This is a genomic window from Streptomyces sp. NPDC053474 (assembly GCF_044544845.1).
Lineage (GTDB): Bacteria > Actinomycetota > Actinomycetes > Streptomycetales > Streptomycetaceae > Streptomyces.
This window is the reverse complement of record NZ_JBITXV010000029.1, coordinates 26,467-49,914: the sequence shown is the minus strand read 5'-3', so window position 1 is coordinate 49,914 and position 23,448 is coordinate 26,467. Positions and strand designations below refer to the sequence as shown.

Below are 23,448 nucleotides of genomic sequence, written 5' to 3'. Positions count from 1 at the left end.
CACCGGTATGCGTGTCGTCATCGTCACCGAGTCCTTCCCGCCCGATGTCAACGGCGTGTCGCACTGCGCCCTGCAGACCGCGCGGCAGCTCGTCGCCCGCGGCCACGACCCTCTCGTCATCGCCCCGGCCGCCGTGCCCGGGGCAGAGCCCGACGGCCGCGCGCCGTGCCCCGTCATCCGCGTGCCCTCGCTGCCGCTGCCCGGATACCCGCAGGTCAGGGTGGCGCTGCCGAGCCGCCGCCTGGCCGCGGCGCTGAGCGCGCACCGGGCCGAACTCGTCCACCTCGCCAGCCCGTTCGTGCTCGGCGCCCGGGGCATGACCGCCGCGGCCCGCCAGCGCATCCCTACCGTCGCCGTCTACCAGACCGACCTCGGCGGCTATGCGCGTACGTACATGGGCATGGGCGAGGCGACCGCGTGGCGGCGCATCCGGGCCGTGCACGCCGCCGCCGACCGCACGCTCGCGCCGTCCTCCGCGGCCCTCGCCGACCTGGTGGCCCACGGTGTTCCCCGGGTGCGCCTGTGGCCGCGCGGCGTGGACACCGGCCGCTTCCGGCCCTCGCTGCGCGACGAGGCGCTGCGGCGCGAGCTCGCCCCCGGCGGCGAACTCCTCGTCGGCTACGTGGGACGGCTCGCCCCGGAGAAGCACGTCGAGCTCCTGGCACGGGTGTGCGGCCTCCGCGGAGTGCGCGTCGTCGTCGTGGGCGACGGGCCGAGCAGGGCCGCGCTGGACACGGCGCTGCCGGGCGCGCTGCTGCTCGGGCGCCGTACCGGCGGCGAACTCGCCCGGATCTTCGCCTCCTTGGACGTCTTCGTGCACACCGGGCCCCTGGAGACGTTCTGCCAGACCGTGCAGGAGGCCATGGCCAGCGGTGTTCCCGTGGTCGCCCCCGCCGTGGGCGGGCCACTCGACCTGGTCGTCCCCGGCCGCACCGGGAGCCTCGTCCCGCCGGGCGACGCCGAGGCCCTGCGCGACGCCGTCTGGGCCATGGCGGCCGACCCCGGCCTGCGCGCGGCGTACGGCGCCGCGGGGCGCGCCGCGGTCGAGGGGCGGACCTGGGACGCCGTCGGCGACCAACTCGTCGGGCACTACGAAGAGGTCCTCGCGGAGCGCACGGCGGTGGCGGCGTGAGGCCCGGCACGAGGCAGGGGCCCGGAGAGGGTGCCGAGGCGGCGGGGCCGGGGGTGGTGCGACGCGGAGGCCTCGTCCTCGTGCCGCGCACCGCCCCGGCCCCCCTACGGCCCGACGGGCCGTACCCCGTGCGGCACACGGGCCCCCTGCGCATCGTGCGCATCGCCAACTTCGTGACGCCCTCGTCGGGCGGCCTGCGCACCGCCCTGCGCGAGCTGGGCCGGGGCTACCGGGCCGCCGGGCACGAGCCCGTCCTGATCGTCCCCGGGGCACGCGCCTGCGTGGCCGACACCGACCAGGGGCGCGTCGTCACCGTGCCCGGGCCCGAACTGCCCGGCACGGGCGGCTACCGCGTCCTCGCCGACCGGCGCGGGGTGACCCGCCTCCTGGAGCGCCTGGCCCCGGACCGCCTCGAAGTCTCGGACCGTACGACGCTGCGCTGGACCGGGGCGTGGGCGCGCCGCGCCCGGGTTCCCGCCGTGATGGTCTCCCACGAGGCCGCCGACGCCGTGATGCGCACCTGGGGGCTGCCGCCGCGCCTGGCCCGGCGGGCCGCCGACTCCCTGAACGCCCGTACCGCGTACGCCTACGCGCGCGTGGTGTGCACCACCGAGTGGGCCGAGCGTGAATTCGTCCGCATAGGGGCGAGCAATGTCGTACGGGCTCCCCTGGGGGTCGATCTGCGGGACCGGCACCCAGGGCTGCGGGACGCGCGGCTGCGCGCCGCCCACGCGCGCGAGGGCGACGTCCTGCTCCTGCTGTGCTCCCGGCTCTCGGTGGAGAAGCGGCCCGGGAGGGCCCTCGACGCCCTGGCGGAGCTGCGTGCGCGCGGCGTGCGCGCGGTGCTCGTCGTCGCCGGGGACGGGCCGCTGCGCCCGCGCCTCGAACAGCGGGCGGGGGAGCGGCGGTTGCCGGTGACGTTCCTGGGGCACGTCGCCGATCGCGCCGCGCTCGGCGCGCTCCAGGCCACCGCCGACGTGTGCCTGGCGCCGGGGCCCTGCGAGACGTTCGGGCTCGCCGCCCTGGAGGCGCTCGCGTGCGGCACCCCCGTCGTAGCCAGCGCCTCGTCCGCTCTTCCGGAGATCGTGGGCGGGGCGGGAGCGGTGGCCGCCGACACGGGGGGCGCGTTCGCGGACGCGGTCCAGACCGTCCTCGGCAGGCCCGAGCGGGACCGGAGACAGGGTGCACGCGCGCGTGCGGAGGGCTTCGGCTGGGACGCCGCGGTGGCCGCGTTCCTGGCGGCGCACGACGCGGGCGTCGAGGCGGGGCCGCAGGCCCTCGGGGCCGTGGCGCTGCCGGGGCACGGCGGTGCCGGATGAGCGCCCTCACCTACGTGGCCCTGGGGGACTCCCTCACCGCGGGCGTGGGCGACCCCGTGGACGGCGCCTGGCGGGGCTGGGCGGCCCTCCTCGCCGCGGGCATCGGCTCGCCCGAACGGCCCGTGGAGTTCCACAACCTGGCCGCGAACGGAGCCCGGACCTGGGACGTCCTGCACCGCCAGACGCCCGAGGCGCTGGCCCTGCGCCCCGGCCTGGCGTCCGTCGTCGTGGGCGTCAACGACACGCTGCGCCACACCTTCGACCTGCACGCCGTGGCCGCCCGCCTCGACGAGGTCTACGGCGCGCTCACCGGGCGCGGCGCCGCCCTGCTCACCGCCTGTCTGCCCGACCCCGGGGCGATGCTCGGGCTCCCCGGGCCCCTCGGCCGTCCGCTGGCCCGGCGCCAGCGCGCGGTGAACGCGGTCGTGCACGCGCTGTCGGAGCGCCACGGCGCGCTGCACCTGCACGCCGCCGACGAGGAGTGGGTGGCCGACCGCACCCTGTGGAGCACGGACCGGCTGCACCCCGGCGAGCGCGGCCACCGGGTGTTCGCCGCCCGCTGCCACGCCCTGCTCGCCGCCGAGGGCCTGGCCGTCGGGCCCGCGCCCGGGCACGAGCCCGAACTGCCGCCGCCCACCCGCTCGGCGAGCCTGTGGTGGCTGGCCACGGCGGGCACGGGGTGGGTCGCCCGGCGCTGCACCGACCTGCTGCCCCAGCTCCTCGCCCTGGCCGCGACGGAGGTGCAGCACGGGCTGTGCGGCACCAGCGGCGGCCTTGACGCACGGGCCGCGCGGTCGGTCGCGGCGGCGCTCACCGGGCTCACGGTCGCCAAGGCCCGGCCGGAGGCGGCGTGAGCGCCCCCGTGGCCACGAACCGCACCCGCGTCCCCGGCGCGGCCTGGGCCGCCCCCGCCAGGTCCGCGCGCCGCACCACGCCCACCACCGGGTAGCCGCCCGTGGTCGGGTGATCGGCGAGGAACACCACGGGCCTGCCGTCCGGCGGCACCTGGACCGCGCCGAGCACCATGCCCTCGCTGGGCAGTTCCCCGCTCACCGCCCGGTCGAGCGGGGGCCCCTCCGTGCGCAGGCCGATGCGGTTGCTCGCCGACGCCACGCGGTACGCGCGCGTGGTGAGGGTCCGCAGCGCCCCGGGCGTGAACCAGTCCGCACGCGGCCCGGCCGTCAGACGCAGCACCAGTTCGCTCGGTGGCGCCGGGTGCGGGACGACGTCCACGCGCGCGTGAGCGGGGGCCGGGTCTCCCAGGGGGAGCACCGCCCCGTCGGTGAGCGGCGGCGGCCCAAGGCCCGAGAGCAGGTCCGTGGAGCGGCTGCCGAGCACCGGCTCGACGGCCACGCCGCCGCTCAGGGCGAGGTATCCGCGTACTCCGGAGACGGCGGTTCCCACGTCGAGCAGGGCCCCGGCGGGCACCCGTACCGGCATCCCCCAGGGGGCGGGCCTGCCGTCCACCGTCACCGGGCACGGCGCGCCGCCCACCGCGACGGTGACCGCGCAGCGGGGCCGCACCGCGCAGCCGTTGAGAGTGGTCTCCAGGACAGCCGCTTCGGGAGGGTTGCCGACGAGACGGTTCACGAGGGCTGCGGCCGGCCGGTCGAGGGCTCCGGAGTGCGGCACCCCCAGGTGGGCGTGCCCGGGCCGCCCCTCGTCCTGCACGGTGGTCAGCGCCCCGGAGCGCACGACGGCGAAGGCCCGGTCGGTCATCGGGCCTCCGGGACGAAGCGGACCCGCGCACCGGGCGTCAGGAGCGCGGCCGGTACGCGCGCGTGGTCCCACAGCACGGCCTCCGTGGTGCCGATCAGCTGCCAGCCGCCGGGCGACGTACGCGGGTACACGCCCGTGTAGGGCCCGGCGAGGCCCACGGAGCCCGCGGGCACCGCCGTGCGCGGCGTGGCCCGGCGCGGCACGTCGGGCAGCCCGCCGAGGCCCGTCAGATAGCCGAAGCCGGGGGCGAACCCGCAGAAGGCGACGCGGAACTCGGCCGCCGCGTGGATCCGCGGCACCTCCCGCACCGGCACCCCCCACAGGGCGGCGACGTCCGCCAGGTCGGGGCCGTCGTACCGCACGGGGAGTTCCAGGACGTCCTGCGCGCGCGGGGACAGCGGCGGGATCTCCCAGGAGGGCAGGCGGGCGGCGAGCCGCTCCGGGGCGTCGAGGCCGTCCAGCAGCACCGTACGGGCCGCGGGGACGATCTCCCGCACCGTGAGCTCCCCGGCGGCGCGGCGGCGCAGCAGCTCGGCGTGCAGGGCCTCGGCAGCGCTGCCGTCGGACAGCTCGACGAGCAGCGCCCGTTCGCCCATCGGCAGCACGGTCATGCGCGGCCGCGCGGGGGAGGCGCTCACGCGAACGCCTCCACCTGGACGCCCGCCGCCTCCAGGCGCGCGCGGACCTGCCGGGCGAGTCCCACCGCCCCTGGTGTGTCGCCGTGCAGGCACAGGGAGCGCGCGCGGACCGGGACGCGTTCCCCGCTGTGCGCGGTCACGGCGCCGGAGCGGGCGATTCCGACGGACCGTTCCACGATGGCGTCCGCCTCGGTGATGACGGCGCCGTCCGTGCCGCGCGGCACCAGGGTTCCCTCGGCGGTGTACGCGCGGTCGGCGAACGCCTCGGTGACGACGGGGAGTCCGGCCTTCTCCGCCGTCTCCAGGAGGCGCGATCCGGGCAGGCCGAGCACCGGGAGGCGGTCGTCGGCGAGTAGCACCCCGTCCACGACGGCCGCCGCCTGCTCGGCGTCGTGGACCACCCGGTTGTAGAGCGCGCCGTGCGGCTTCACGTACGCCACGCGCGTGCCCGCCGCCCGGGCGAACACCTCCAGGGCACCGATCTGGTAGGCCACTTCGGCCGCGAGCTCCGGGGGTGGTACGTCCATCGCGCGCCGCCCGAAGCCCGCCAGGTCGCGGTACGAGACCTGGGCGCCGATCCGCACGCCCCGCTCGGCCGCACGGTCGCACACGCGCCGCATGGTGGCCGCGTCGCCCGCGTGGAAGCCGCACGCCACGTTGGCGCTGGTGACCACGGACAGCAGCTCCTCGTCGTCGGTGAGCCGCCAGCGTCCGAAGCCCTCGCCGAGGTCGGCGTTGAGGTCGATCGAGGCCCAGGTCATGAACGTCTTCGCTCCTGTTTCGTCGTCGCGTGCCCACGCGCGTGGGTGTGGCTGCCGGTCCGGTCAAGCCACGCGGTACTGCTCGTCGCGCGCGTCGGTGAGGAACATCTGGCCCGGCGCGTGCGTGAGCGCGAACGGCGGCCGGGAGGCCATCACGGCGGCCTGCGGCGTGACCCCGCACGCCCAGAAGACCGGGATGTCGTCGGGCTCGGCGTCCACCGGGTCGCCGAAGTCGGGCTCGCCGAGGTCGGCGATGCCGAGCCCGGCCGGGTCCCCGCAGTGGACGGGGGAGCCGTGCACCGCGGGCAGCAGGGAGCTCTCCTCGATCGCCGCCGCCAGGTGCGCGGGCGGGACCGGGCGCATGGAGACCACCATGGGTCCCTTCAGGCGCCCCGCGGGCCTGCACGGGCGGTCGGTGACGTACATGGAGACGTTGCGGCCCTGCTCGATGTGGCGCAGCGGCACGCCCGCCGCCGCGAGGGACCACTCGAAGGTGAAGCTGCACCCGATGAGGAACGCCACCAGGTCGTCGCGCCAGTGCGCGAGCACGTCGGTGGGCTCGTCGACCAGCTCCCCGTGGTCCCACACGCGGTAGCGCGGCAGGTCCGTGCGCAGATCGGCCCCCGGGGCGAGCGGTGTGGTCCAGGAGCCCGCGTCGGTGACGTCAAGGACCGGGCACGGCTTCGGGTTGCGCTGGCAGAACAGCAGCATCTCGTACGCCCAGTCGGCGGGGACGGCGATCAGGTTCGCCTGGGTGTGCCCAGGGGCCCAGCCCGCCGTCGGGACGCTCAGGCCCGCCCGGAACCTCTTCCGTGCCTCCCCGGGGGTCACAGCAGCTCCCTGCCGCGCGTCTCCGGAAGGCCGAGCAGGGCGACGACGGCGAGGGCGTATCCGAACGCGCCGAAGATCAGCGCGCCGCCCGTGCCCCAGCTGTCCGCCAGGAAGCCCACCGTGGTGGGGAACACGGCGCCGATCGCGCGCCCGGTGTTGTACGTGAAGCCCTGTCCGGTGCCGCGCACGGCGGCCGGGTACAGCTCGCTGAGGAACGAACCGAAGCCGCTGAAGATGGCCGACATGCAGAATCCCAGCGGGAAACCGAGCACCAGGAGAAGGCCGTTGGCGCCGTCGGGGATGTTCGTGTAGGCGACGATGCTGGCCGCCGAGAGGAAGGCGAACAGGGTGATGTTGCGCTTGCGGCCCAGTTTGTCGGTGAGGTACCCGCCGGTCAGATAGCCGAGGAAGGCGCCGGAGATCAGGAACGTCAGATACCCGCCGGTGCCGACGACCGTGAGGCCGCGGTCGTCCTTGAGGTAGGTGGGCACCCAGGTGGCGAGCGTGTAGTAGCCGCCCTGGACGCCGGTGGACAGCAGGACCGCGAAGCACGTGACGCGCAGCAGGTCCGGCTTGAAGATGGCCGTGAAGGAGCCCTTGTCGGTGCTCTTCTCGCGCGCGGCGGCCGCCTCCGGGGCGTCGTGGACGTTGCGGCGTACGTAGACCACGAGCAGCGCGGGCAGGGCGCCCGTCCAGAACATCACGCGCCAGGCGACGTCGTCGTCCAGGAACTGGAAGACCAGGGTGTACACGATCGCGGCGAGACCCCAGCCCACGGCCCAGGCGCTCTGGATCGCGCCGAGCGTGCGGCCGCGGTTCTTGGCGCTCGCGTACTCGGCGACCAGGATGGCGCCGACGGCCCACTCGCCGCCGAAACCGAGGCCCTGGAGGGCGCGGAAGACCAGCAGGGTCTCGTAGTTGGGCGCGAAGCCGCAGGCGACGGTGAACACCGCGTAGGTGACCACCGTGATCATCAGGGCCTTCACCCGGCCGATGCGGTCGGCGACGACCCCCGCGATGGCGCCGCCCACGGCGGAGACGACCAGCGTGACGGTGGTGAGCAGGCCGGTCTGGCCGCTGTTCAGGTCGAAGTACGCCTTGAGGGCGACCATCGTCAGCGGCAGCGTGAAGTAGTCGTACGAGTCGAGCGCGTACCCGCCGAAGGCGCCGGTGAAGGCGCGGCGGCCGCGCGGCCCGAGCGCGCGCAGCCAGCCGAACGCGCCGTCGTCGTCGGCAGGTCGGGTCTCGCCCCGGGGGCCGTCGACGGATATCGGGGAGGGCGGTGGGGTCGTGCTCATGGGCACCTCGCAGAGGGGTTGGCGGTGCTGGAGGGTGCTTGTGATGAGCGGTGCCGAAGGGGGTCCGGGAGCGCCGCGGGTGCTGTTGACGGGCTGAGCATGGCGGTCCCCGGCGGGGAGCGGGAGCCGCTTGCCGGACAACGTAGAGGATTGTTCAACGATCCCTCAATACCCGTGTTGTTTCGTTCTGGTCTCTGCGGTTGAATCCCGGCATGGCTGAGGGGATCGCTGAGCATGGCTGAACTGACGGGTCTCGCCGACGACCGCGCGCTACTGGGCCGCACCAGCACCGCCGAACGCGTCGCGGACATCCTGCGGAGCCGCATCGCCGAGGGGTACTTCCCTCCCGGAACACGCCTCTCCGAAGACAGCATCGGCGGCGCGCTCGGCGTCTCCCGCAACACCCTGCGCGAGGCCTTCCGGCTCCTCACCCACGAGCGGCTCCTGGTCCACGAGCTCAACCGGGGCGTGTTCGTACGCGTCCTGACCGTCGACGACGTCGAGGACATCTACCGCGTCCGGAGCCTGGTCGAGTGCGCCGTCGTCCGCGGCCTCGGACCGCCGCCGTACGCCGTCGACGGACTCGCCGACGCGGTCGCCGAGGGCGAGGCGGCGGCCCGCGCGCGGGACTGGAAGGGCGTGTCCACCGCCAACATCCACTTCCACCGCGAACTGGTCGCGCTCGCCGGCAGCGACCGCACCGACGAGCTGATGCGCAGCGTCTTCGCCGAACTGCGCCTCGCCTTCCACGTGGTGGACGACCCGCGCCGCCTGCACGAGCCCTACCTCGCCCGCAACCGGCAGCTCCTGGAGGCCCTCCAGGCCGGTACCGCGCCCGAGGCCGAGCGGCTGCTCGCCGCGTACCTGGACGACTCGCGCCGCGGCCTGGTCGACACCTACGCGCGACGGGTCGCGGAGGGCGGGCTCGGCGCCAGGTGAGGCGGGAGCGGGCCCGGCGGCGACGCCGGGGCCCGCACGGTGCATCTGCGTCGTTTCGACCGTTGTCAGACCGAGGACCTAGTCTGTGCACCGTGACTTCGCCTGCCGTATCGGACACCGCTCCGCCCCAGCTCAGCGCGGGGCCGCGGCCCGCGCCGGGCCCGGCCGCCGACGAGGGCCTGGCGCGGCGCCTGCGCGCGCTCGCGTGCACGGCGCCGCTGCACGACCTGGACGCCCGCAAGGCCAACCTCGCGGGGGAGTACTCGGTGTACGCGATGGCGGAGGTGGCCCTGTCCGCCATCGACCTCGTCACGCTGAACATGGACTTCGACACGGGCGCCGACCACGAGCAGATCGTCGCCCGCCTGCTGCCCCGCGTCGCCGCCCAGGCCCCGCGCCGCCCGGCCGCCGAGCACGAGCGCGTCGCCCGCTGGGTCCTGGAGAACCTGATCAACGTCGGCAGCGTGGACCGCGGCTTCCGCGCGGTCTACGGCACCTTCGACCCCGACGGGACGTACGTCCGCAGGGACTACGACTTCAAGCTCATCGAGGAGGTCCCCGGCTACGGCGGCGGCGTCTACCTCCGCACCACCGACGAGGCCGTGAACGTCCTGGTCGGGGCCCTCGACACGGACGTCACCAGCGCCCAGATCGCCGCCGAGGTGAAGCTGGAGGTGCTCATCAGCAGGGGCCGCCTCGCCGACGCCCAGCTCGCCGCCGAGCAGGCGCGCTACCGCACGGTCCAGTACTCGGAGACGCTCCGCAAGGCCCTCGACGCCACCCGGCGCAACGTCCGCGCGGTGGACTGGCTGCGCGCCGTCCCCGACATGATCGCCGAGGCCCTGGACCACGTGGCCGACCGCTACCGCCACGAGAACGCGATCCTGACGAACATCCGCAAGGCCCGCGACGAGTCCGAGGACCCCGAGCAGAAGCGCCGCGCCGCCGAGCTCGTCGACATCGTCAAGGACTGCATCCGCCGCCACACCCAGCTCCAGTCCCGGCTCCTCGAAGCGGGCCCCCTGTTCCGCGCGGAGCAGGACCGGCAGGCCTTCGCCACGCCCGCCGCGCGCACGGGCCTCGACCTGTACGGCCAGCTCGTCACCCCCGTGCTGCCGCTCCCCGCCGAGCAGGCCACCCGGGTCACGGACGCCTTCTTCGCCCACGGCACGGGCCTGCGCACGCCCGTGTCCGTCCGCGTCGGCGACCTCGTCGACATACTCCTGACGCCGCCGCTGGAGCGCGAGCACCTGGGCGCCGAGATGCCCGAGCCCGACCTCATCGCCACCCCCGACGACAGCCGGTTCAGCGAGGAGCAGCTGGCCAGTGCCATGGAGCTGCTCGCCCTGCCGCCGGACGCGCCGCGCAGGCTCTCCGGGCTGCTCGCCGACGCCCGCCGCCGCGACCCCGAGCTGCCGTACCTGGTCGCCCTGCTCGCCGTGCACGCGGCCAGCCCGCCGGTGGGCACCGCCTACCGCCAGGGCGAGGAGCAGCTCCTGTTCGCCGTGGACGACGGCACGGAGCTCGACGACCCCGAGTTCGGCGGCGCCGACCTCGTCGTCGGCACCGCGCTGCTCGACGCCGCGGGGATGGCCGCCGACCGCACGGAGGCGGCGTGACCCCCCGGGCCCGCGGCACCGCCCCGGGCGCCCCAGGAGACGTACGACCGACCCACCGCAGCAAGGAGCCGCAGCCGTGACCGACCACCCCGCAGAGCACGCCGCGTGGGGCGAGCCGGACTCCGCCCCGGCCCCGGCCGCCGCCCCCGCCGTCACCCCGGCCGACGCCGCCGACGCCGCCCGGCTCGTCGCCTTCGGGCTCCAGCCCAAGCTCCAGCCCGCCCGCGACCAGGAGTACGGCGAACTGCTGCGCCGCTACCGCGAGGACCCGGCCTTCGCGCGCCTCGCCGACGCCGTCGCCACCGGGCTCGGCCTCGTCGTCCTCGAGGTGTCCCCGCGCGCGGGGATGGCGGTCACCGCCGCCGAGGACTCCGTGTTCGCCGTCCGCATGGGCGACTACGCGCGCCGCGCCGCCGCCGACTCCACCGACCGCTTCCTGCACGGCCTCGCCCACCTCGCGATCGCCGCCATGGCCTTCCCGCGCCCCGAGGACCTCGCCGACGACGGCTACATCGGCCGCGTCACCGTCAACGGGGTCGACGCGTTCGTCCGCCAGGCCTGCCGCCGCCTGGAGGAGCGCGCCGAGGAGCAGGGCGAGAACACCGACCCGGCGACGCACGCCCCCGGCCTGGAGGCCGCCTGGCGCGTCTGGGCCCGGCGCAGCTCCACCGGAGCCACCAAGGACGCGCGCAGACTGGCCGGTTCGACCACGGGCATCGTCGGCAAGGCCGCCGCGTTCCTCACCGACTCCGGTTTCCTCCAGCGCACCGGCGACGACTCCGGCGGGACCTACCGCACGACGGCCCGCTACCAGCTCCAGGTGCGCGACATGGCGGGCAGCGCCGCCATGGCCGAGCTCCTGGAGCTCGGCGTCGTCCCGGTCACCGACGGCTCCGCGACGCTCCTGCCCCCCGACGACACCGACGACCTGGAGCTGGTGGCCGACGCGGGCCTGCCGTTCCACTCCTGACCCCCGGTCCTGACCCCCGGTCCTGACCTCCGGTCCTGACCCCTGGGCGGGCCCCACCACCGGGGGCTCGCCCCCACCGCCCGCCGTTCCGCACGAGTCACCGACTTACGACGAGAGTCCGCCGCCATGTACGAGCTGTCCCGGGTCCGCCTCTACTCCATCGGACCTGCCGGTGCCCGCTACGCCGACACCGTCCTCGACCTGCGCGGCGTCGGCGAGGTGGTGCCCGACCCCGCGCCCGCGCAGGCGGAGTTCTTCGAGGAGGAGCCGGTCGGCCCGCCGCGCAGGCCCGCGCCCGCGGGCGTGCTCTTCCTGGAGAACGGCGGCGGCAAGTCGGTCCTGCTCAAGCTGATCTTCTCGGTGATGCTCCCGGGCCACCGCAACACCCTGGGTGGCGCCAGCTCCGGCGTCCTGCGCAAGTTCCTGCTGGCCGACGACTGCGGCCACGTCGCCCTGGAGTGGCAGCACACGCTGACCGGCGAGTGCGTCGTCGTCGGCAAGGTCAGCGAGTGGCGCGGCCGCCAGGTCTCGAACGACCCGCGGAAGTTCGCCGAGGCCTGGTACTCCTTCCGGCCGGGCCCCGGCATGAGCCTGGACTCGCTGCCCGTCGCCGAGTCCACCGCCGTCAGGGCCGCCGCGGAGGGCGCGTCCGGCGCGCAGGGCCGCCGCCGCACCATGAAGGGCTTCCGGGACGCCCTGACGGAGGCGGGCAAGGCGTACCCGCACCTCGAAGTGCACTGGGAAGAGATCCACGACCGGTGGAACGAACACCTCGGCGACCTGGGCCTCGACCCCGAACTCTTCCGCTACCAGCGCGAGATGAACGCCGACGAGGGCGAGGCCGCGGGCCTGTTCGCCGTCAAGAAGGACTCCGACTTCACCGACCTGCTGCTGCGCGCCGTCACGGACACGCGCGACACGGACGGCCTCGCCGACCTCGTCCACGGCTTCGGCAACAAGCTGGGCCGCCGCGCCGAGCTGATCGCCGAGCGGGACTTCACCGCGGGCTCCGTCGACCTGCTCGGCCGCATCGTCGAGGCCGCCGAGACCCGGGCACGCGCACGTGAGGTGCACGCGGGCGCCGAGCGGCGCACCCGCACCCTCGCCCGGCGCCTGTCCGCCCGCGGCGTCGAGGAGCGCGGCCGCGCCGCCGACCTCGCCGAGCAGGTCACGGCCGCCGCGCACACCGTCACCACGGCCGAGCAGGCCCGCGAGCGCTCCGCGCTCATCTCCGCCGAACTGGCCTACCGGCACGCCTCCCTGGCGCTGACCGTCGCCGAGAAGGCCGCCACCGCCCAGCGCCGCGAGCTGGCCGACGCCCGCACCCTGCACGCGGCGTGGCAGGCCGCCGAGGCCGTCCTGCGCCACCGGGCGGCCGCCGACCGCTCCGCGCGCGTGGCCGCCGCCATCCGCGAGGCCGAGCGGGACGCGGCCCCCGCGCTCGCCGCCCGCGCCAAGGCCGCCGCCGACCTCGTACGGGCGCTGCACACGGCGGCCGAGGGAGCCGAGGCGCACGCGAACGAGGAGGAGGAGCGCTCCGCCGTCCTCCAGGAGACCGGCGAGGCCGCCCACCGCGACGCCACCGCCGCCGCGACCGAGGCGCAGCGCGCCCGCAGCGAGACCGGCCACCTGCGCCAGCGCCTGGCCGAGGTCGAGCAGGAGACCGCAGAGGCCGTCCGCGCGGGCTGGCTCGACGACAGCGAGCCCGACGCCGACCCGGCGCGCGCCGCGCTCGCCGCGAGCGACGCCGAGAAGTCCGCGGTCGCCGCCTGGGACACTGCCCGCGAGGCCGGGAGCCGGGCCGCCGAGCACGCCAAGGAGGCCGCCGCCGCGGAGGCCCGCGCCGAGCTGACGGCTGCCCGCGCCGCCGACGCCGCGACGGCCGCCGAGCAGGCGTACGAAGGGGAGCGGCGCACCGCCGAGTCCCTCGCGAGCGACGAGCGGCTCGCGGAACTCCTCGGCCTGCCCGGCACCGCGAGCGCGGGCACGCCCGGCGCCGGGGTGCCGCAGCCGCGCCGCGCGGCCGTCGACGCCACCGGCGGCACGCCCGAGAGCGAGGCGCCCGCGGACCCCGAAGGCCGCGCCGACGAGCCCCTCACCGCCGAGCACCTCGACCACTGCGCCGACGATCTGCGCGTCCTCCTGGAGGACGGGGTGGCCGCCGCCGAGCGGCAGCTGTTCGAGCTGCGCACCGCCGCCGCCGACGACTCCCGCATCCTCGGCGCGCTCGGCGACGGCGGGCTGCTGCCGCCGGGGCCCGACGTCCTGGCCACCGTCGAGTTCCTCGGCGAGCACGGCATCCCCGCGCTGCCCGGCTGGCGCTATCTGGCCCAGGCCGTCGACCCCACCGACCACGCGCGCGTGCTCGCGGCCCGGCCCGAGCTCGTCGACGGCGTCATCATCACCGACCCCGACACGCACGTGCGGGCCCGCGAGGCGCTCTCCGGTGCCGCCCTGCTGCCGCGCTCGACGGTCGCCGTCGGCACCGCCGCCGCCCTCCTCGCCCCGGCCCCCGCGGCCGACGCGGAAGCCGACGGCGACGTCTTCCTCGTACCGCCGAACCCGGCCATGCACGACGAGCACGCCGCCGACGAGGAGCGGCAGGCCCTGCGCGCCCGCGCCACCCGGCGCGACGACGAGATCCGCGTCCTCGCCCAGCGCCTGGCCAAGGACCGGGAGCTGGCCGCGCGGCTCGCGTCCTGGCGCTCCGGCTGCCCGGCCGGACGCCTCGCCGAGCTGGCCGCCGCCGCGCGCGCGGCCCGCTCCTTCGCCGAGGAGGCCGAGGCCGAGCTCGCCGAGGCCCGTACCGCGCGCGCCGAGGCCGACGAGGTCGCGGGCGACGCCGCGCGCGTGCGCGACGAGCGGCAGGAGGCCGCCCAGCGCGCCCGCCGCGCCGCCGACGCGCTCGCGGGCCTGGCGTTCCGGCTGCGCGAGCGCGCCGGGTGGCAGACGAAACTGCGCGAACTGGCCGACGAGGCCGTGGAGTTCGAGGCCCGCGCCCAGGCCTGCCTCGACCGTGCCCGCGCCGCCGACGAGGACCGCCGTGCCGCGCAGCGCGCCGCCGACGACGCCCGCCGCACCGCCCGCGCGCTGCGCGCCGAGCGCGCCGAGATCGCCGGTGCTCCCGAGGACATCGCCCTCGACGAGGAGGCCCCCAAGACCTCGCTGCCCGCGCTGCGCGAGGCCTACCGCGCGGCCTCGCAGCTCTACGAGAAGGTCGGTGTCGGGGCCGACCTGCGCGCCGAGCAGGCCCGCGCCGAGAGCGACGAGTCCGCCGCCCTCGCCGAGCTCGACCGGCTCAGCAACAAGGTGCGCACCCGCGCCGCCCAGCTCCTCGAAGGCACCGACGGCGCCGACGGCCCCTCCCGGCAGGCCGCCTCCGCGCGCGCGGAGGCGCAGGTCCAGCTCATCGAGTCCCGCGCGTCCGCCGCCAGCGAGCAGCTCGGCCGACTGCGCGGCGAGGCCGAGCGGCACGCGCCCGAGGACGGCGACGCGCACACCGAGCTGCCCGCCGAGCTGGTGCCCGCCGACGCCGAGCACGCCCAGGCGCTGCTGCGCACGGCCACGGGCGAACTGGCCGCCCACAGCGCGGCCCTGACCCGGGCCAAGGAGGCGCACGCCGCGCTGCTGCGCACCCACCGCGCCACCGAGGACGCGGCCGGAGGTTTCGACGAGACGGCCGCGCTCCTGCGCGACCTGCTGCGCGAGCACCCCGACGGGGACGGCGACGAGCAGCCCGAGCCCTACCCCGGCACCCTGGAGGAGGCCCGGCAGGCCGCCGCCGAGGCCCGCCGCTCGCTGCGCGGCTGCGCCGCCGACCTGTCCGCCGCCGAGACGGCCGTCCGCGAGGCCAGCGACATCCTCGTCCGGCACGCCAACTCCACCCGCTACGAACAGGTCCGCACCCCCGCCCGCCAGCAGATCCGCGAGCTGCCCGCCGCGGCGCTGCCCGAGCACGCCAAGAAGTGGGCGGACGCCTTCGCGCCCCGCCTGCGCGTCCTCACCGACGAGCTGGAGCAGCTGGAGCGCAACCGCGACAGCATCGTCGACCGGCTGCGCGGCCTCGTCGAGTCGGCCCTCGCCACCCTCAGGTCCGCCCAGCGCCTGTCCCGGCTCCCCGAAGGCCTCGGCGAGTGGTCGGGCCAGGAGTTCCTGCGCATCCGCTTCGAGGAGCCCGACCAGGCCACCCTGGTGGAGCGCCTCGGCGTGGTCATCGACGAGGCCACGCGCGCGGCCGTGAAGAAGAACTCCGACCTGCGAAGGGACGGAATGTCCCTGCTGCTCAGGGGAGTTCAGGCCGCCCTTGAGCCGCGCGGCATCGCCGTGGAGATCCTCAAGCCCGACGCGGTGCTGCGCGCCGAGCGCGTCCCCGTCGGCCAGATGGGCGACGTGTTCTCCGGCGGCCAGCTGCTGACCGCCGCCATCGCCCTGTACTGCACGATGGCCGCCCTGCGGTCGAACGACCGGGGCCGCGACAAGCACCGCCACGCGGGCACCCTGTTCCTCGACAACCCCATCGGCCGCGCCAACGCCACGTACCTCCTGGAGCTCCAGCGGGCCGTGTCGGACGCCCTCGGCGTGCAGCTGCTGTACACCACGGGGCTGTTCGACACGACCGCGCTTGCCGAGTTCCCGCTGGTCATCCGCTTGCGCAACGACGCTGACCTGCGGGCGGGCCTGAAGTACATCAGCGTCGAGGAGCATCTGCGCCCCGGCCTGCCGCAGGAGCAGCAGGCCCCGGCCGAGGAGACCGTGCACGGGGAGATCACGGCGACGCGGATGTACAAGCGGCCCGTGACGACCTGAGGGCGCACGGGGCTGCGGCCTCTCTGGGGGGTGCTGTTCAGGCGAGCCGTCGGGTCACCCAGTCGTGGAACTCCCCGATGTGGTGTTCGGTCGGCACGAGCACCCCGCCGTGCCGGTAGGCGCGGGAGCTCATCGCGGGCTGGGTGCGCTCGCACGCCGCGAAGTCCTGCTCGTTGACCCGGTGGAAGAGCTCCACGGACTTCGACAGATCGGCGCCGGAGGCCACGACGTCGGGTGCGTACAGCCAGTCGCACTCGACGACCGTGCGGTCCGCGGCCAGCGGGACCATGCGGTGCAGGATCACGTGGTCCGGTACGAGGTTCACGAACGCCGTCGGCCTGACGGTGATCGCGTAGTAGCGGCGGTCCTGCTCGTCGGCGACCCCCGGGAGGCGCCCGAAGCCCGCGCTGCCGTCGACGGTGAAGCCGCGCACCCCGTCGCCGAAGGCCGCGCCGTGCCCGACGTAGTACTGCGCGGCGAAGCCGTCGGTGAACTCCGGAAGCACGTCGGTCAGTTCGGGGTGGATGGTCGCGCAGTGGTAGCACTCCATGAAGTTCTCGACGATCAGCTTCCAGTTGGCGCGCACGTCGTAGCGCACCCGCCGTCCGAGGGCCAGGTCCTGGAGGCGGTAGCGCTCGACGGCCGCCGGGTCGCCCAGCCGCGCGGTGACGGCGCCGACCACGGTCTCCTCGAAGGACGGCGGCTCGTCGGCCAGACACACCCAGGCGTAGCCGAGCCACTCCCGCAGCGCCACCGCCACCAGGCCGTACGCGGTCCGGTCGACGTCGGGCATCCCGGTGAGGTTCGGCGCCGCGACGAGCTTGCCGTCCAGGTCGTACGTCCAGGCGTGGTACGGGCACCGCAGGCCGCGCCGCACCTCGCCCGCGTCGTCGGCGCACAGCCGGGCGCCCCGGTGGCGGCAGACGTTGAGGAAGGCGCGCAGTGCGCCGTCGCGGGCACGGGTGACCAGGACGCTCTCGCGGCCGACCTGGACGGTGCGGTACGTGCCGGGTCTGTCGAGGTCGGCGGCGCGTACGGCGCACACCCACAGCGCCTCGAAGACGCGCTCCTGCTCGCGCGCGAAGACCTCGGGGTCGGTGTACGAGCGGCCGGGCAGGGTCGCGATGAGACTCCTGGACACCTGGGTCGTCACGTCGGTCCTCCTAAGCGGGCGCCGCGGCGGGCAGCTGGCCGGTGATCCGGCGCGGGTCGAACAGCTCGACGGGGTGCGCGGTGGCGCCGTCGAGCGCCAGGTCAGCGAGGATCTCGCCGACGACCGGCACGAACTTGAAGCCGTGCCCGGAGAAGCCGCAGGCGACCGTCACCGACTCCGGGTGGGCGGGGTGCCGGGCGATGACGAAGTGCTCGTCGGGCGTCGTGGTGTACATGCAGGTTGCGGCCTTGAGCAGGCGCCCGGGAAGCAGGGGGATCTGGCGGGACATGTGGTCGGCCATCGCGGCGGCCTCGTGCGGGTGGACCGTGCGGTCGATGGTGTCAGGGGTGCAGACGTCGCCCTTGCGGAAGAAGGCGACCTTCGCGCCGAGTTCGGGACCGTCGATCGCCGGGAAGCCGTACACCTGGACGCCCTCCGGGTCCTCCCACACGTAGATCGGATGGTGTGCGGGCAGGAAGGGGCCGACGCCGCCGGTCGGCTGGAACCAGTACATGACCTGCCGCTCGATCGTGAACGGCACCCCGAGGTCCGCGAGCAGCTCGGGCGCCCAGGCACCGGGGCAGATCACCAACTGGCCCGCGGTGTACGTGTCCTCGGGCGTGTGCACGCGGACGCCGCCCCCACACGGCTCCCACCGCACGACCGGCTCCTCGAAGCGCAGCTCGGCGCCCTGCCGGGTGGCGAGCTGGAGGTGCGCGGCGACGGTGTTCTCCGGCCGCAGCAGGCCCGCGCGCCGCTCGAAGAGCGCCACTTCGTCGGCGCGGGGCGTGAGCGTCGGGAAGCGGCGGCGGATCTCGCGGGCGTCGAGCATCTCGTGCGGCAGTCCCCACGTCTCGGCGGACAGCCGCGCCCCGGAGACGACGCGCCCGTCCGGACGGCCGACCATCACACCGCCGCACAGGATCGCGATCTCGCGCCCGGTGTCCCGCTCCACCTGTTCGTACAGCTCGTACGCGCGCAGCAGCAGCGGTACGTACGCGGGGTCCTCGAAGTACGACTGGCGCGTGACCCGGGAGCCGCCGTGGCTGGAGCCGCGCTGGTGCACGGGGCCGAACCGCTCCAGGCCGAGGACGCGGGCCCCGCGCGCGGACAGGTGATGGGCGGCGGCGCTGCCCATGCCGCCCAGACCGATCACGATCACGTCGTACGTGGGGGTGGTGCGGGACATGCGGTCTCCAAGGGAGGGCGACGGGGCGGGAAGAGCGGGGGAGGACGGCGCGGGGCCGAGGGGTGGCTAGCAGCGGATGCGGGTCATCTCGGGGTCGAAGAGGGGTTCGTCGGCGACCGTCGCGGGCAGGCGCTCGCCGAAGTACTCGATGTGGACGGGCGTTCCGGCGGGCAGCGGCGGCAGCCAGGCGTAGGCGACGCAGCGGCCCAGCGTGTAGCCGTACGCGGCGCTGGTGACGTATCCGGCCGGGGTGCCCTCGACTCCGGCCGGGGCGTCCTCGACGTACACGGGCTCCTTGCCGAGGACGACGGCGGCCGGGTCGTCGAGGAGCAGCGGCGTCAGCCTTCGGGGGGCGGGGCCGCGCTCCCGCAGGGCCGCGCGGCCGACGAAGTCGCCCTTGTCCTGGCGTACGGCGAAGCCGAGCCCGGCCTCGTAGGGGTCGTGCTCGGTGGTCATGTCCTGGCCCCAGGCGCGGTAGCCCTTCTCCAGGCGCAGGCTGGTGAAGGCGGACCGCCCGGCCGCGACGACGCCGAGGTCCCGGCCCGCTTCCCACAGCGTGTCCCACAGGCGCAGGCCCAGGTCGGCGGTGGTGTACAGCTCCCAGCCGAGTTCCCCGACGTAGCTCAGGCGCAGGGCCGTCACCGGGACGTCGCCGATGTGCGTCCGCCGGGCCTTGAAGTAGCCGAAGGCCCGGTGCGAGAAGTCGTCGCGGGTGAGCGGCTGCACCAGCGCGCGGGCGCGCGGACCCCAGACGCCGACGCAGCACGTCCCCTGGGTGATCTCCCTGATGTGGACGTCGTCCGGCGCGTGCCACAGTAGCCAGGTGAGATCGGCGGGGGAGTTGGCGCCGACTTGGAAGTGGTCGGGGGCGAGCCGTGCCACGGTCAGGTCGGAGCGGATGCCGCCCGCCTCGTCGAGAAGGAGGGTGTAGGTGACCGAACCGGGCTTCTTGTGAAGGTTGTTGGTGGTCATGCGCTGGAGGAAGGCCAGGGCGCCGGGGCCCGTGACCTCCAGGCGGCGCAGCGGCGTCATGTCGTACAGCGCGACGCGTTCGCGTGTCGCCCGCGCCTCGGCGGCGGCGACCGGTGACCAGTGGCGGGCGGACCAGGCGTCCCGCGCGGGCAGCTCCAGGCCCGAGGTGAGCGGCGCGTTCGCCTCGTACCAGTGCGGGCGCTCCCAGCCGCCGCCTTCCAGGAACACCGCCCCCAGTTCGAGTTGGCGGGCGTAGAAGGGGCTGACGCGCAGCGGCCGCGGCTGGTCGATCGGCTGCTGCGGGTGGATCACGTCGTAGACCTCGACGAACTGCTGGGCGCCGCGCCGCGCGATGTACGCGGGGGAGTGCTGCGCGTCCTCGAAGCGCGTCAGGTCGCAGTCGTGCACGTCCGTCGAGGGCCTGCCGTCGACCATCCACTCGGCGACCGCCTTGGCTACGCCTGCCGAGTGCGTGACCCACACGGCCTCGGCGAGCCAGAAGCCGCGCAGCGCCGGGGACGGGCCGAGCAGGGGCATGCCGTCGGGAGTGAAGGAGAAGACGCCGTTGAAACCCTCGTCGACCGCCGACTCCTTGAGCGCGGGCAGCAGACCGCAGCAGTCCTGCCAGCTCGGTGCGAAGTCCTCTTCGGTGAAGGGGCGCACCGACGGCATCGCGGGCACGGCACGGCCGCGCCCGGCCGCCTCGTCGTACGAGTCGACCGTGAACGGGTCGACGGGCAGCGGCCGGTGGGCGTACGAGCCGATGCCGATGCGGTCGGTGTGCTCACGGAAGTACAGATCCCTGTCCTGGAACCGGAGGATGGGCCGGGAGGCCTCCGTGCGCGGGTCGTTGACGCCCGCGAGCTCGGGCAGCGGGCGCGTCTTCGCGTACTGGTGGGCGAGCGGCAGCAGCGGCACGTCGACGCCCGCCATCCGTCCGATCACCGGGCCCCAGAAGCCCGCGGCCGACACCACGCGGTCGGCGGGGAACGTGCCGCGGTCCGTGACCACGCCGGTGACCCGGCCCTCGGCGCGCTCGATGCCGGTCACGGTGTGCCGGTCGAGGAAGCGGGCACCGCGCCGGGTGGCCCGGTCGATCTGCGCGCGGCAGGCGGGCACGGCCCGGGCGAGCCCGTCGTCGGGCGTGTGCAGGCCGCCGAGGACCTGCCCGCTGTCGAGCAGCGGCCACAGCTCCGCGCACCGTTCGGGGCCGACGAGCCGCGCGCGAACGCCCCAGGACGCGGCGAGCCCGGCCCTGCGGCGCAGATCGGCCCAGCGCTCCGGCGTGGTGGCGAGCTCCAGGCCGCCGACGGGGTGGAAGCAGGGCAGCCCGTCGACGGTCAGGGAGCTGAACTTCCGCACGGTGTAGGCGGCGAACTCGCTCAGCGTCTTGGACGGGCTGGTCTGGAATACGAGCCCGGGCGCGTGCGACGTGGAGCCGCCCGGGGCGGGCAGTGGCCCCTGTTCGAGGACGGTGACATCGCTCCAGCCGCGCGCGGTGAGCTCGTCGGCGAGGGAGCAGCCGACGATTCCGGCGCCGATGATGACGACGCGGGGGCCGCGAGGGCCGTGGGGGTGCTCGTGCGGGGTGGAGGCGGTGGCCTTCGCCGTGCCGCGCTGGGGGGCGGTCGGCGTGTCCTGCCGCGGGGCGTTGCGGGCCCTGTCCGGCGCGGCCGTCACAGGACCACCACCGAGCGCAGCACCGTGCCCTCCCGCATCCGGTCGAAGGCCGCCTCGACCTGGTCGAGGGCGATCCGTTCGCTGACGAAGGCGCCGAGGTCCAGTCTGCGGCGCACGTACTCGTCGACGAGGATCGGGAAGTCCCGCGTGGGCAGGCAGTCGCCGTACCAGGAGGACTTGAGCGCACCGCCACGGGAGAAGAGGTCGATCAGCGGCAGCTCGATGGTCATCGCCGGGTCGGGTACGCCGACCTGGACGAGGGTGCCCGCGTGGTCGCGCATGTAGAAGGCCTGGCGATAGGTGTCGGGGATGCCCACCGCGTCGATCGCCACGTCGACGCCGAAGCCGCGGGTGAGCCCGCGCACCGCCGCCACCGGTTCCGTGCCACGGGAGTTGACCGTGTCCGTCGCCCCGAACCGCGTCGCGCCGTCGAGCTTCGCGTCGTCGACGTCGACCGCGATGACGCGTCTGGCTCCGGCGAGCGCGGCCCCCGCGATCGCCGCGCAGCCCACGCCGCCGCAGCCGATGACGGCGACGGTGTCGCCGCGGCGTACGCCGCCCGTGTGCACGGCGGCTCCGTACCCGGCCATCACCCCGCAGCCGATGAGGCCCGCCGCCTCCGGACGCGCCGCCGGGTCGACCTTCACGGCCTGACCCGCCGCGACCAGGGTCTTCTGCGCGAACGCGCCGATGCCGAGCGCGGGGGTGAGCGGGGTGCCGTCGAGGAGCGTCATGGGCTGGGCCGCGTTGCGGGAGTCGAAGCAGTACCAGGGGCGGCCCCGCAGACAGGAGCGGCACGTTCCGCACGGGGCGCGCCAGGCGATGACCACGTAGTCGCCGGGTCGCAGGCCCTCGGCGCCCTCGCCGACCGCCTCGACCGTCCCGGCGGCCTCGTGCCCGAGCAGGAACGGGAAGCCGTCGCCGACCGCGCCCTCCCGGTAGTGCAGATCGGTGTGGCAGACCCCGCAGGCCTGCACGGAGACGAGTACCTCGCCCGGTCCGGGGTCCGGCACGACGATCGTCTGCACCTCGACGGGTGCGCCCTTCTTCGCGGCGACGACGCCACGGACCTCGTGTGGCACGGCCAGGCTCCTCTGCGGGACCGTTGCGCGACTCCGCGCAAACGCGGCTGTTGTTGCGTACTCCACAGTTCGTTGCGCTATCAGGAACATCGTGCGAGCGGCATCAAGGGGCCGTCAAGGGGTCGTCAAGGGGCGGACGCGAAGGCCTGGGAAAAGGCCGGGGCGGCTTCGGGGCGCGGTGTGGCGGGAGGCCTGACGGTGGGGCGGCCGGGCGGTGTTGCCGGGTGCCCCTCGGGGCTGTGGGCGGTGGGGCGGAGGGGGGCAGCGGGGCTGGGGGGGCTTCCGGGCGGTGCGGCGGAGGGTGGCAGCGGGGCCGGGTGACCTCCGGGCGGTGCCGTGAAGGCCGGGGCCGCCGAGTTGGCCTGCGGTGGTGTGGCGGCGGTGCCTCGTCCCGGCCTGTGGCTCAGAGGCCGTAGCCCATGCGGCGGGACAGGTCCACGGCCGCCGCGACCGTGCGCTTGGCGAGCTCGGTGAGCCGGTCCTCGGTCAGCCGGTACACCGGCCCGGACGCGCTGAGCGCCCCGATCACCTTGCCGTCGTGCGCCCGCACCGGCGCGGCGACCGCGGCGAGCCCCACCTCGAACTCCTCCACGGCCGTCGCGAAGCCCTGCTCGACGACGGTCTCCAACTCGCCGCGCAGCGCCACCGTGCCGGTCACGGTGTGGTCGGTGAGCCGTGGCAGCGTCCGGGCGACCAGGCCCTCGCGCAGCGTCGTCGGCAGATGGGCGAGCAGCACCTTCCCGCTGGAGGTGGCGTGCAGCGGGGTGCGGCGGCCGAGCCAGTTCTGCGCGGTCACGGACGCGGGGCCGCGCGCCTGCATGATGTTGACCGCGGCGTCGTCGTCGAGGACCGCGATGTTGACCGTTTCGCCCAGCTCGTCGGCCAGCGCGCGGCAGACGGGGGCGCCCTCCTGGGAGATGTCCATGCGCACGGCCGCGGCGCCCGCGAGGCGCAGCACGCCCGCGCCGAGGAAGTACTTGCCGCGGTCCTTGGCCTGACCGACCAGGCCCCGGTTCTCCAGGACGCCGAGCAGCCGGAACGCCGTCGACTTGTGCACGCCCAGCTCGTCGGCGATCTCGGTGACCCCGGCCTCGCCGTGCCGCGCGAGGATCTCCAGGACGCTCACGGCCCGGTCCACGGACTGCACCGACCCCGTGGCCGCCCCGGACTGCCGCGCCCGGGATCTGCCCGCCCCGGGCTGGTCCTGGCGCGGCTCACCGTTCTGGTCAGGGCTTTTCGGCGTGCGGGTCATATCTCAACTCTCACCACTCGGCGGCGGTTGAAGCCGCTTCTCAGGGAAGCCCTTGACTCCGTGGGCGTCCCACCGGATTCTGTTGCGC

General features: G+C 75.4%; 17 protein-coding genes. 7 read left to right on the top strand and 10 right to left on the bottom strand.

Annotated elements, in window-relative coordinates; genetic code table 11:
• Positions 1 to 7 precede the first annotated feature (7 nt).
• The 3 genes from ACIG3E_RS39785 (at position 8) to ACIG3E_RS39775 (ending at position 3,305) form a co-directional block, all read left to right on the top strand.
• Positions 8 to 1,132: a glycosyltransferase family 4 protein gene (locus tag ACIG3E_RS39785; protein ID WP_399625860.1), complete on the top strand. Its 1,125-nt coding sequence runs from the start codon at positions 8 to 10 to the stop codon at positions 1,130 to 1,132.
• A gap of 128 nt (positions 1,133 to 1,260) precedes the next feature.
• Positions 1,261 to 2,451: a glycosyltransferase gene (locus ACIG3E_RS39780; RefSeq protein WP_399625886.1), complete on the top strand. Its 1,191-nt coding sequence runs from the start codon at positions 1,261 to 1,263 to the stop codon at positions 2,449 to 2,451.
• Positions 2,448 to 3,305: an SGNH/GDSL hydrolase family protein gene (locus tag ACIG3E_RS39775; protein ID WP_399625857.1), complete on the top strand. Its 858-nt coding sequence runs from the start codon at positions 2,448 to 2,450 to the stop codon at positions 3,303 to 3,305. Before ACIG3E_RS39780 ends, ACIG3E_RS39775 begins: the two co-directional genes overlap by 4 nt.
• Here ACIG3E_RS39775 and ACIG3E_RS39770 read toward each other — a convergent pair.
• From ACIG3E_RS39770 to ACIG3E_RS39750, 5 genes are all read right to left on the bottom strand, one after another.
• Positions 3,271 to 4,170: a biotin-dependent carboxyltransferase family protein gene (locus ACIG3E_RS39770; RefSeq protein WP_399625855.1), complete on the bottom strand. Its 900-nt coding sequence runs from the start codon at positions 4,168 to 4,170 to the stop codon at positions 3,271 to 3,273. The genes ACIG3E_RS39775 and ACIG3E_RS39770 overlap by 35 nt on opposite strands.
• Positions 4,167 to 4,781 (bottom strand): allophanate hydrolase subunit 1, encoded by a 615-nt coding sequence (locus ACIG3E_RS39765; protein WP_242728543.1) that lies wholly within the window; start codon positions 4,779 to 4,781, stop codon positions 4,167 to 4,169. The genes ACIG3E_RS39770 and ACIG3E_RS39765 overlap by 4 nt, the downstream gene beginning before the upstream one ends.
• Before the next feature lie 23 nt (positions 4,782 to 4,804).
• Positions 4,805 to 5,569, bottom strand: a complete 765-nt coding sequence (locus tag ACIG3E_RS39760; protein WP_399625853.1) for a LamB/YcsF family protein — start codon at positions 5,567 to 5,569, stop codon at positions 4,805 to 4,807.
• A gap of 63 nt (positions 5,570 to 5,632) precedes the next feature.
• Positions 5,633 to 6,460, bottom strand: a complete 828-nt coding sequence (locus ACIG3E_RS39755; protein ID WP_399625883.1) for a putative hydro-lyase — start codon at positions 6,458 to 6,460, stop codon at positions 5,633 to 5,635.
• Positions 6,397 to 7,698 (bottom strand): MFS transporter, encoded by a 1,302-nt coding sequence (locus ACIG3E_RS39750; RefSeq protein WP_399625850.1) that lies wholly within the window; start codon positions 7,696 to 7,698, stop codon positions 6,397 to 6,399. The genes ACIG3E_RS39755 and ACIG3E_RS39750 overlap by 64 nt, the downstream gene beginning before the upstream one ends.
• A gap of 234 nt (positions 7,699 to 7,932) precedes the next feature.
• On the opposite strand from ACIG3E_RS39750, the gene ACIG3E_RS39745 reads away from it, so the two are divergent.
• From ACIG3E_RS39745 to ACIG3E_RS39730, 4 genes are all read left to right on the top strand, one after another.
• Positions 7,933 to 8,637: a GntR family transcriptional regulator gene (locus ACIG3E_RS39745; protein WP_399625847.1), complete on the top strand. Its 705-nt coding sequence runs from the start codon at positions 7,933 to 7,935 to the stop codon at positions 8,635 to 8,637.
• 92 nt (positions 8,638 to 8,729) lie between these two features.
• Positions 8,730 to 10,256, top strand: a complete 1,527-nt coding sequence (locus tag ACIG3E_RS39740; RefSeq protein WP_399625844.1) for a hypothetical protein — start codon at positions 8,730 to 8,732, stop codon at positions 10,254 to 10,256.
• A 76-nt stretch (positions 10,257 to 10,332) separates the two neighbouring features.
• Positions 10,333 to 11,226, top strand: a complete 894-nt coding sequence (locus tag ACIG3E_RS39735) for a hypothetical protein (RefSeq protein WP_399625842.1) — start codon at positions 10,333 to 10,335, stop codon at positions 11,224 to 11,226.
• 126 nt (positions 11,227 to 11,352) lie between these two features.
• Positions 11,353 to 16,032 (top strand): hypothetical protein, encoded by a 4,680-nt coding sequence (locus ACIG3E_RS39730; RefSeq protein WP_399625840.1) that lies wholly within the window; start codon positions 11,353 to 11,355, stop codon positions 16,030 to 16,032.
• 37 nt (positions 16,033 to 16,069) lie between these two features.
• Here the strand turns inward: ACIG3E_RS39730 and ACIG3E_RS39725 are convergent, their stop codons facing one another.
• The 5 genes from ACIG3E_RS39725 to ACIG3E_RS39705 all read right to left on the bottom strand — a co-directional run bounded on the left by ACIG3E_RS39725 (position 16,070) and on the right by ACIG3E_RS39705 (position 23,255).
• The gene (locus ACIG3E_RS39725; protein ID WP_399625838.1) at positions 16,070 to 17,185 is read right to left on the bottom strand and encodes an aromatic ring-hydroxylating dioxygenase subunit alpha; all 1,116 of its coding nucleotides are present in this window, start codon (positions 17,183 to 17,185) and stop codon (positions 16,070 to 16,072) included.
• Between the two features lie 10 nt (positions 17,186 to 17,195).
• The gene (solA, locus tag ACIG3E_RS39720; protein ID WP_399625836.1) at positions 17,196 to 18,374 is read right to left on the bottom strand and encodes an N-methyl-L-tryptophan oxidase; all 1,179 of its coding nucleotides are present in this window, start codon (positions 18,372 to 18,374) and stop codon (positions 17,196 to 17,198) included.
• 66 nt (positions 18,375 to 18,440) lie between these two features.
• Entirely contained in the window at positions 18,441 to 20,891 is a 2,451-nt protein-coding gene (locus tag ACIG3E_RS39715) for an FAD-dependent oxidoreductase (RefSeq protein ID WP_399625881.1), read from the bottom strand.
• Between the two features lie 131 nt (positions 20,892 to 21,022).
• Entirely contained in the window at positions 21,023 to 22,108 is a 1,086-nt protein-coding gene (locus ACIG3E_RS39710; RefSeq protein ID WP_242715372.1) for an S-(hydroxymethyl)mycothiol dehydrogenase, read from the bottom strand.
• A gap of 403 nt (positions 22,109 to 22,511) precedes the next feature.
• Positions 22,512 to 23,255, bottom strand: coding sequence for an IclR family transcriptional regulator (locus ACIG3E_RS39705; protein WP_138966207.1), 744 nt, complete (start codon positions 23,253 to 23,255; stop codon positions 22,512 to 22,514).
• Between the last annotated feature and the right edge of the window lie 193 nt (positions 23,256 to 23,448).

Bases quoted from the DNA above. Each gene is read 5' to 3' on its own strand.
- ACIG3E_RS39785 (WP_399625860.1), top strand. From the start codon at position 8: ATGCGTGTCGTCATCGTCACCGAGTCCTTCCCGCCCGATGTCAACGGC.
- ACIG3E_RS39775 (WP_399625857.1), top strand. From the start codon at position 2,448: ATGAGCGCCCTCACCTACGTGGCCCTGGGGGACTCCCTCACCGCGGGC.
- ACIG3E_RS39770 (WP_399625855.1), bottom strand. From the start codon at position 4,170: ATGACCGACCGGGCCTTCGCCGTCGTGCGCTCCGGGGCGCTGACCACC.
- ACIG3E_RS39765 (WP_242728543.1), bottom strand. From the start codon at position 4,781: ATGACCGTGCTGCCGATGGGCGAACGGGCGCTGCTCGTCGAGCTGTCC.
- ACIG3E_RS39760 (WP_399625853.1), bottom strand. From the start codon at position 5,569: ATGACCTGGGCCTCGATCGACCTCAACGCCGACCTCGGCGAGGGCTTC.
- ACIG3E_RS39750 (WP_399625850.1), bottom strand. From the start codon at position 7,698: ATGAGCACGACCCCACCGCCCTCCCCGATATCCGTCGACGGCCCCCGG.
- ACIG3E_RS39745 (WP_399625847.1), top strand. From the start codon at position 7,933: ATGGCTGAACTGACGGGTCTCGCCGACGACCGCGCGCTACTGGGCCGC.
- ACIG3E_RS39730 (WP_399625840.1), top strand. From the start codon at position 11,353: ATGTACGAGCTGTCCCGGGTCCGCCTCTACTCCATCGGACCTGCCGGT.
- solA (WP_399625836.1), bottom strand. From the start codon at position 18,374: ATGTCCCGCACCACCCCCACGTACGACGTGATCGTGATCGGTCTGGGC.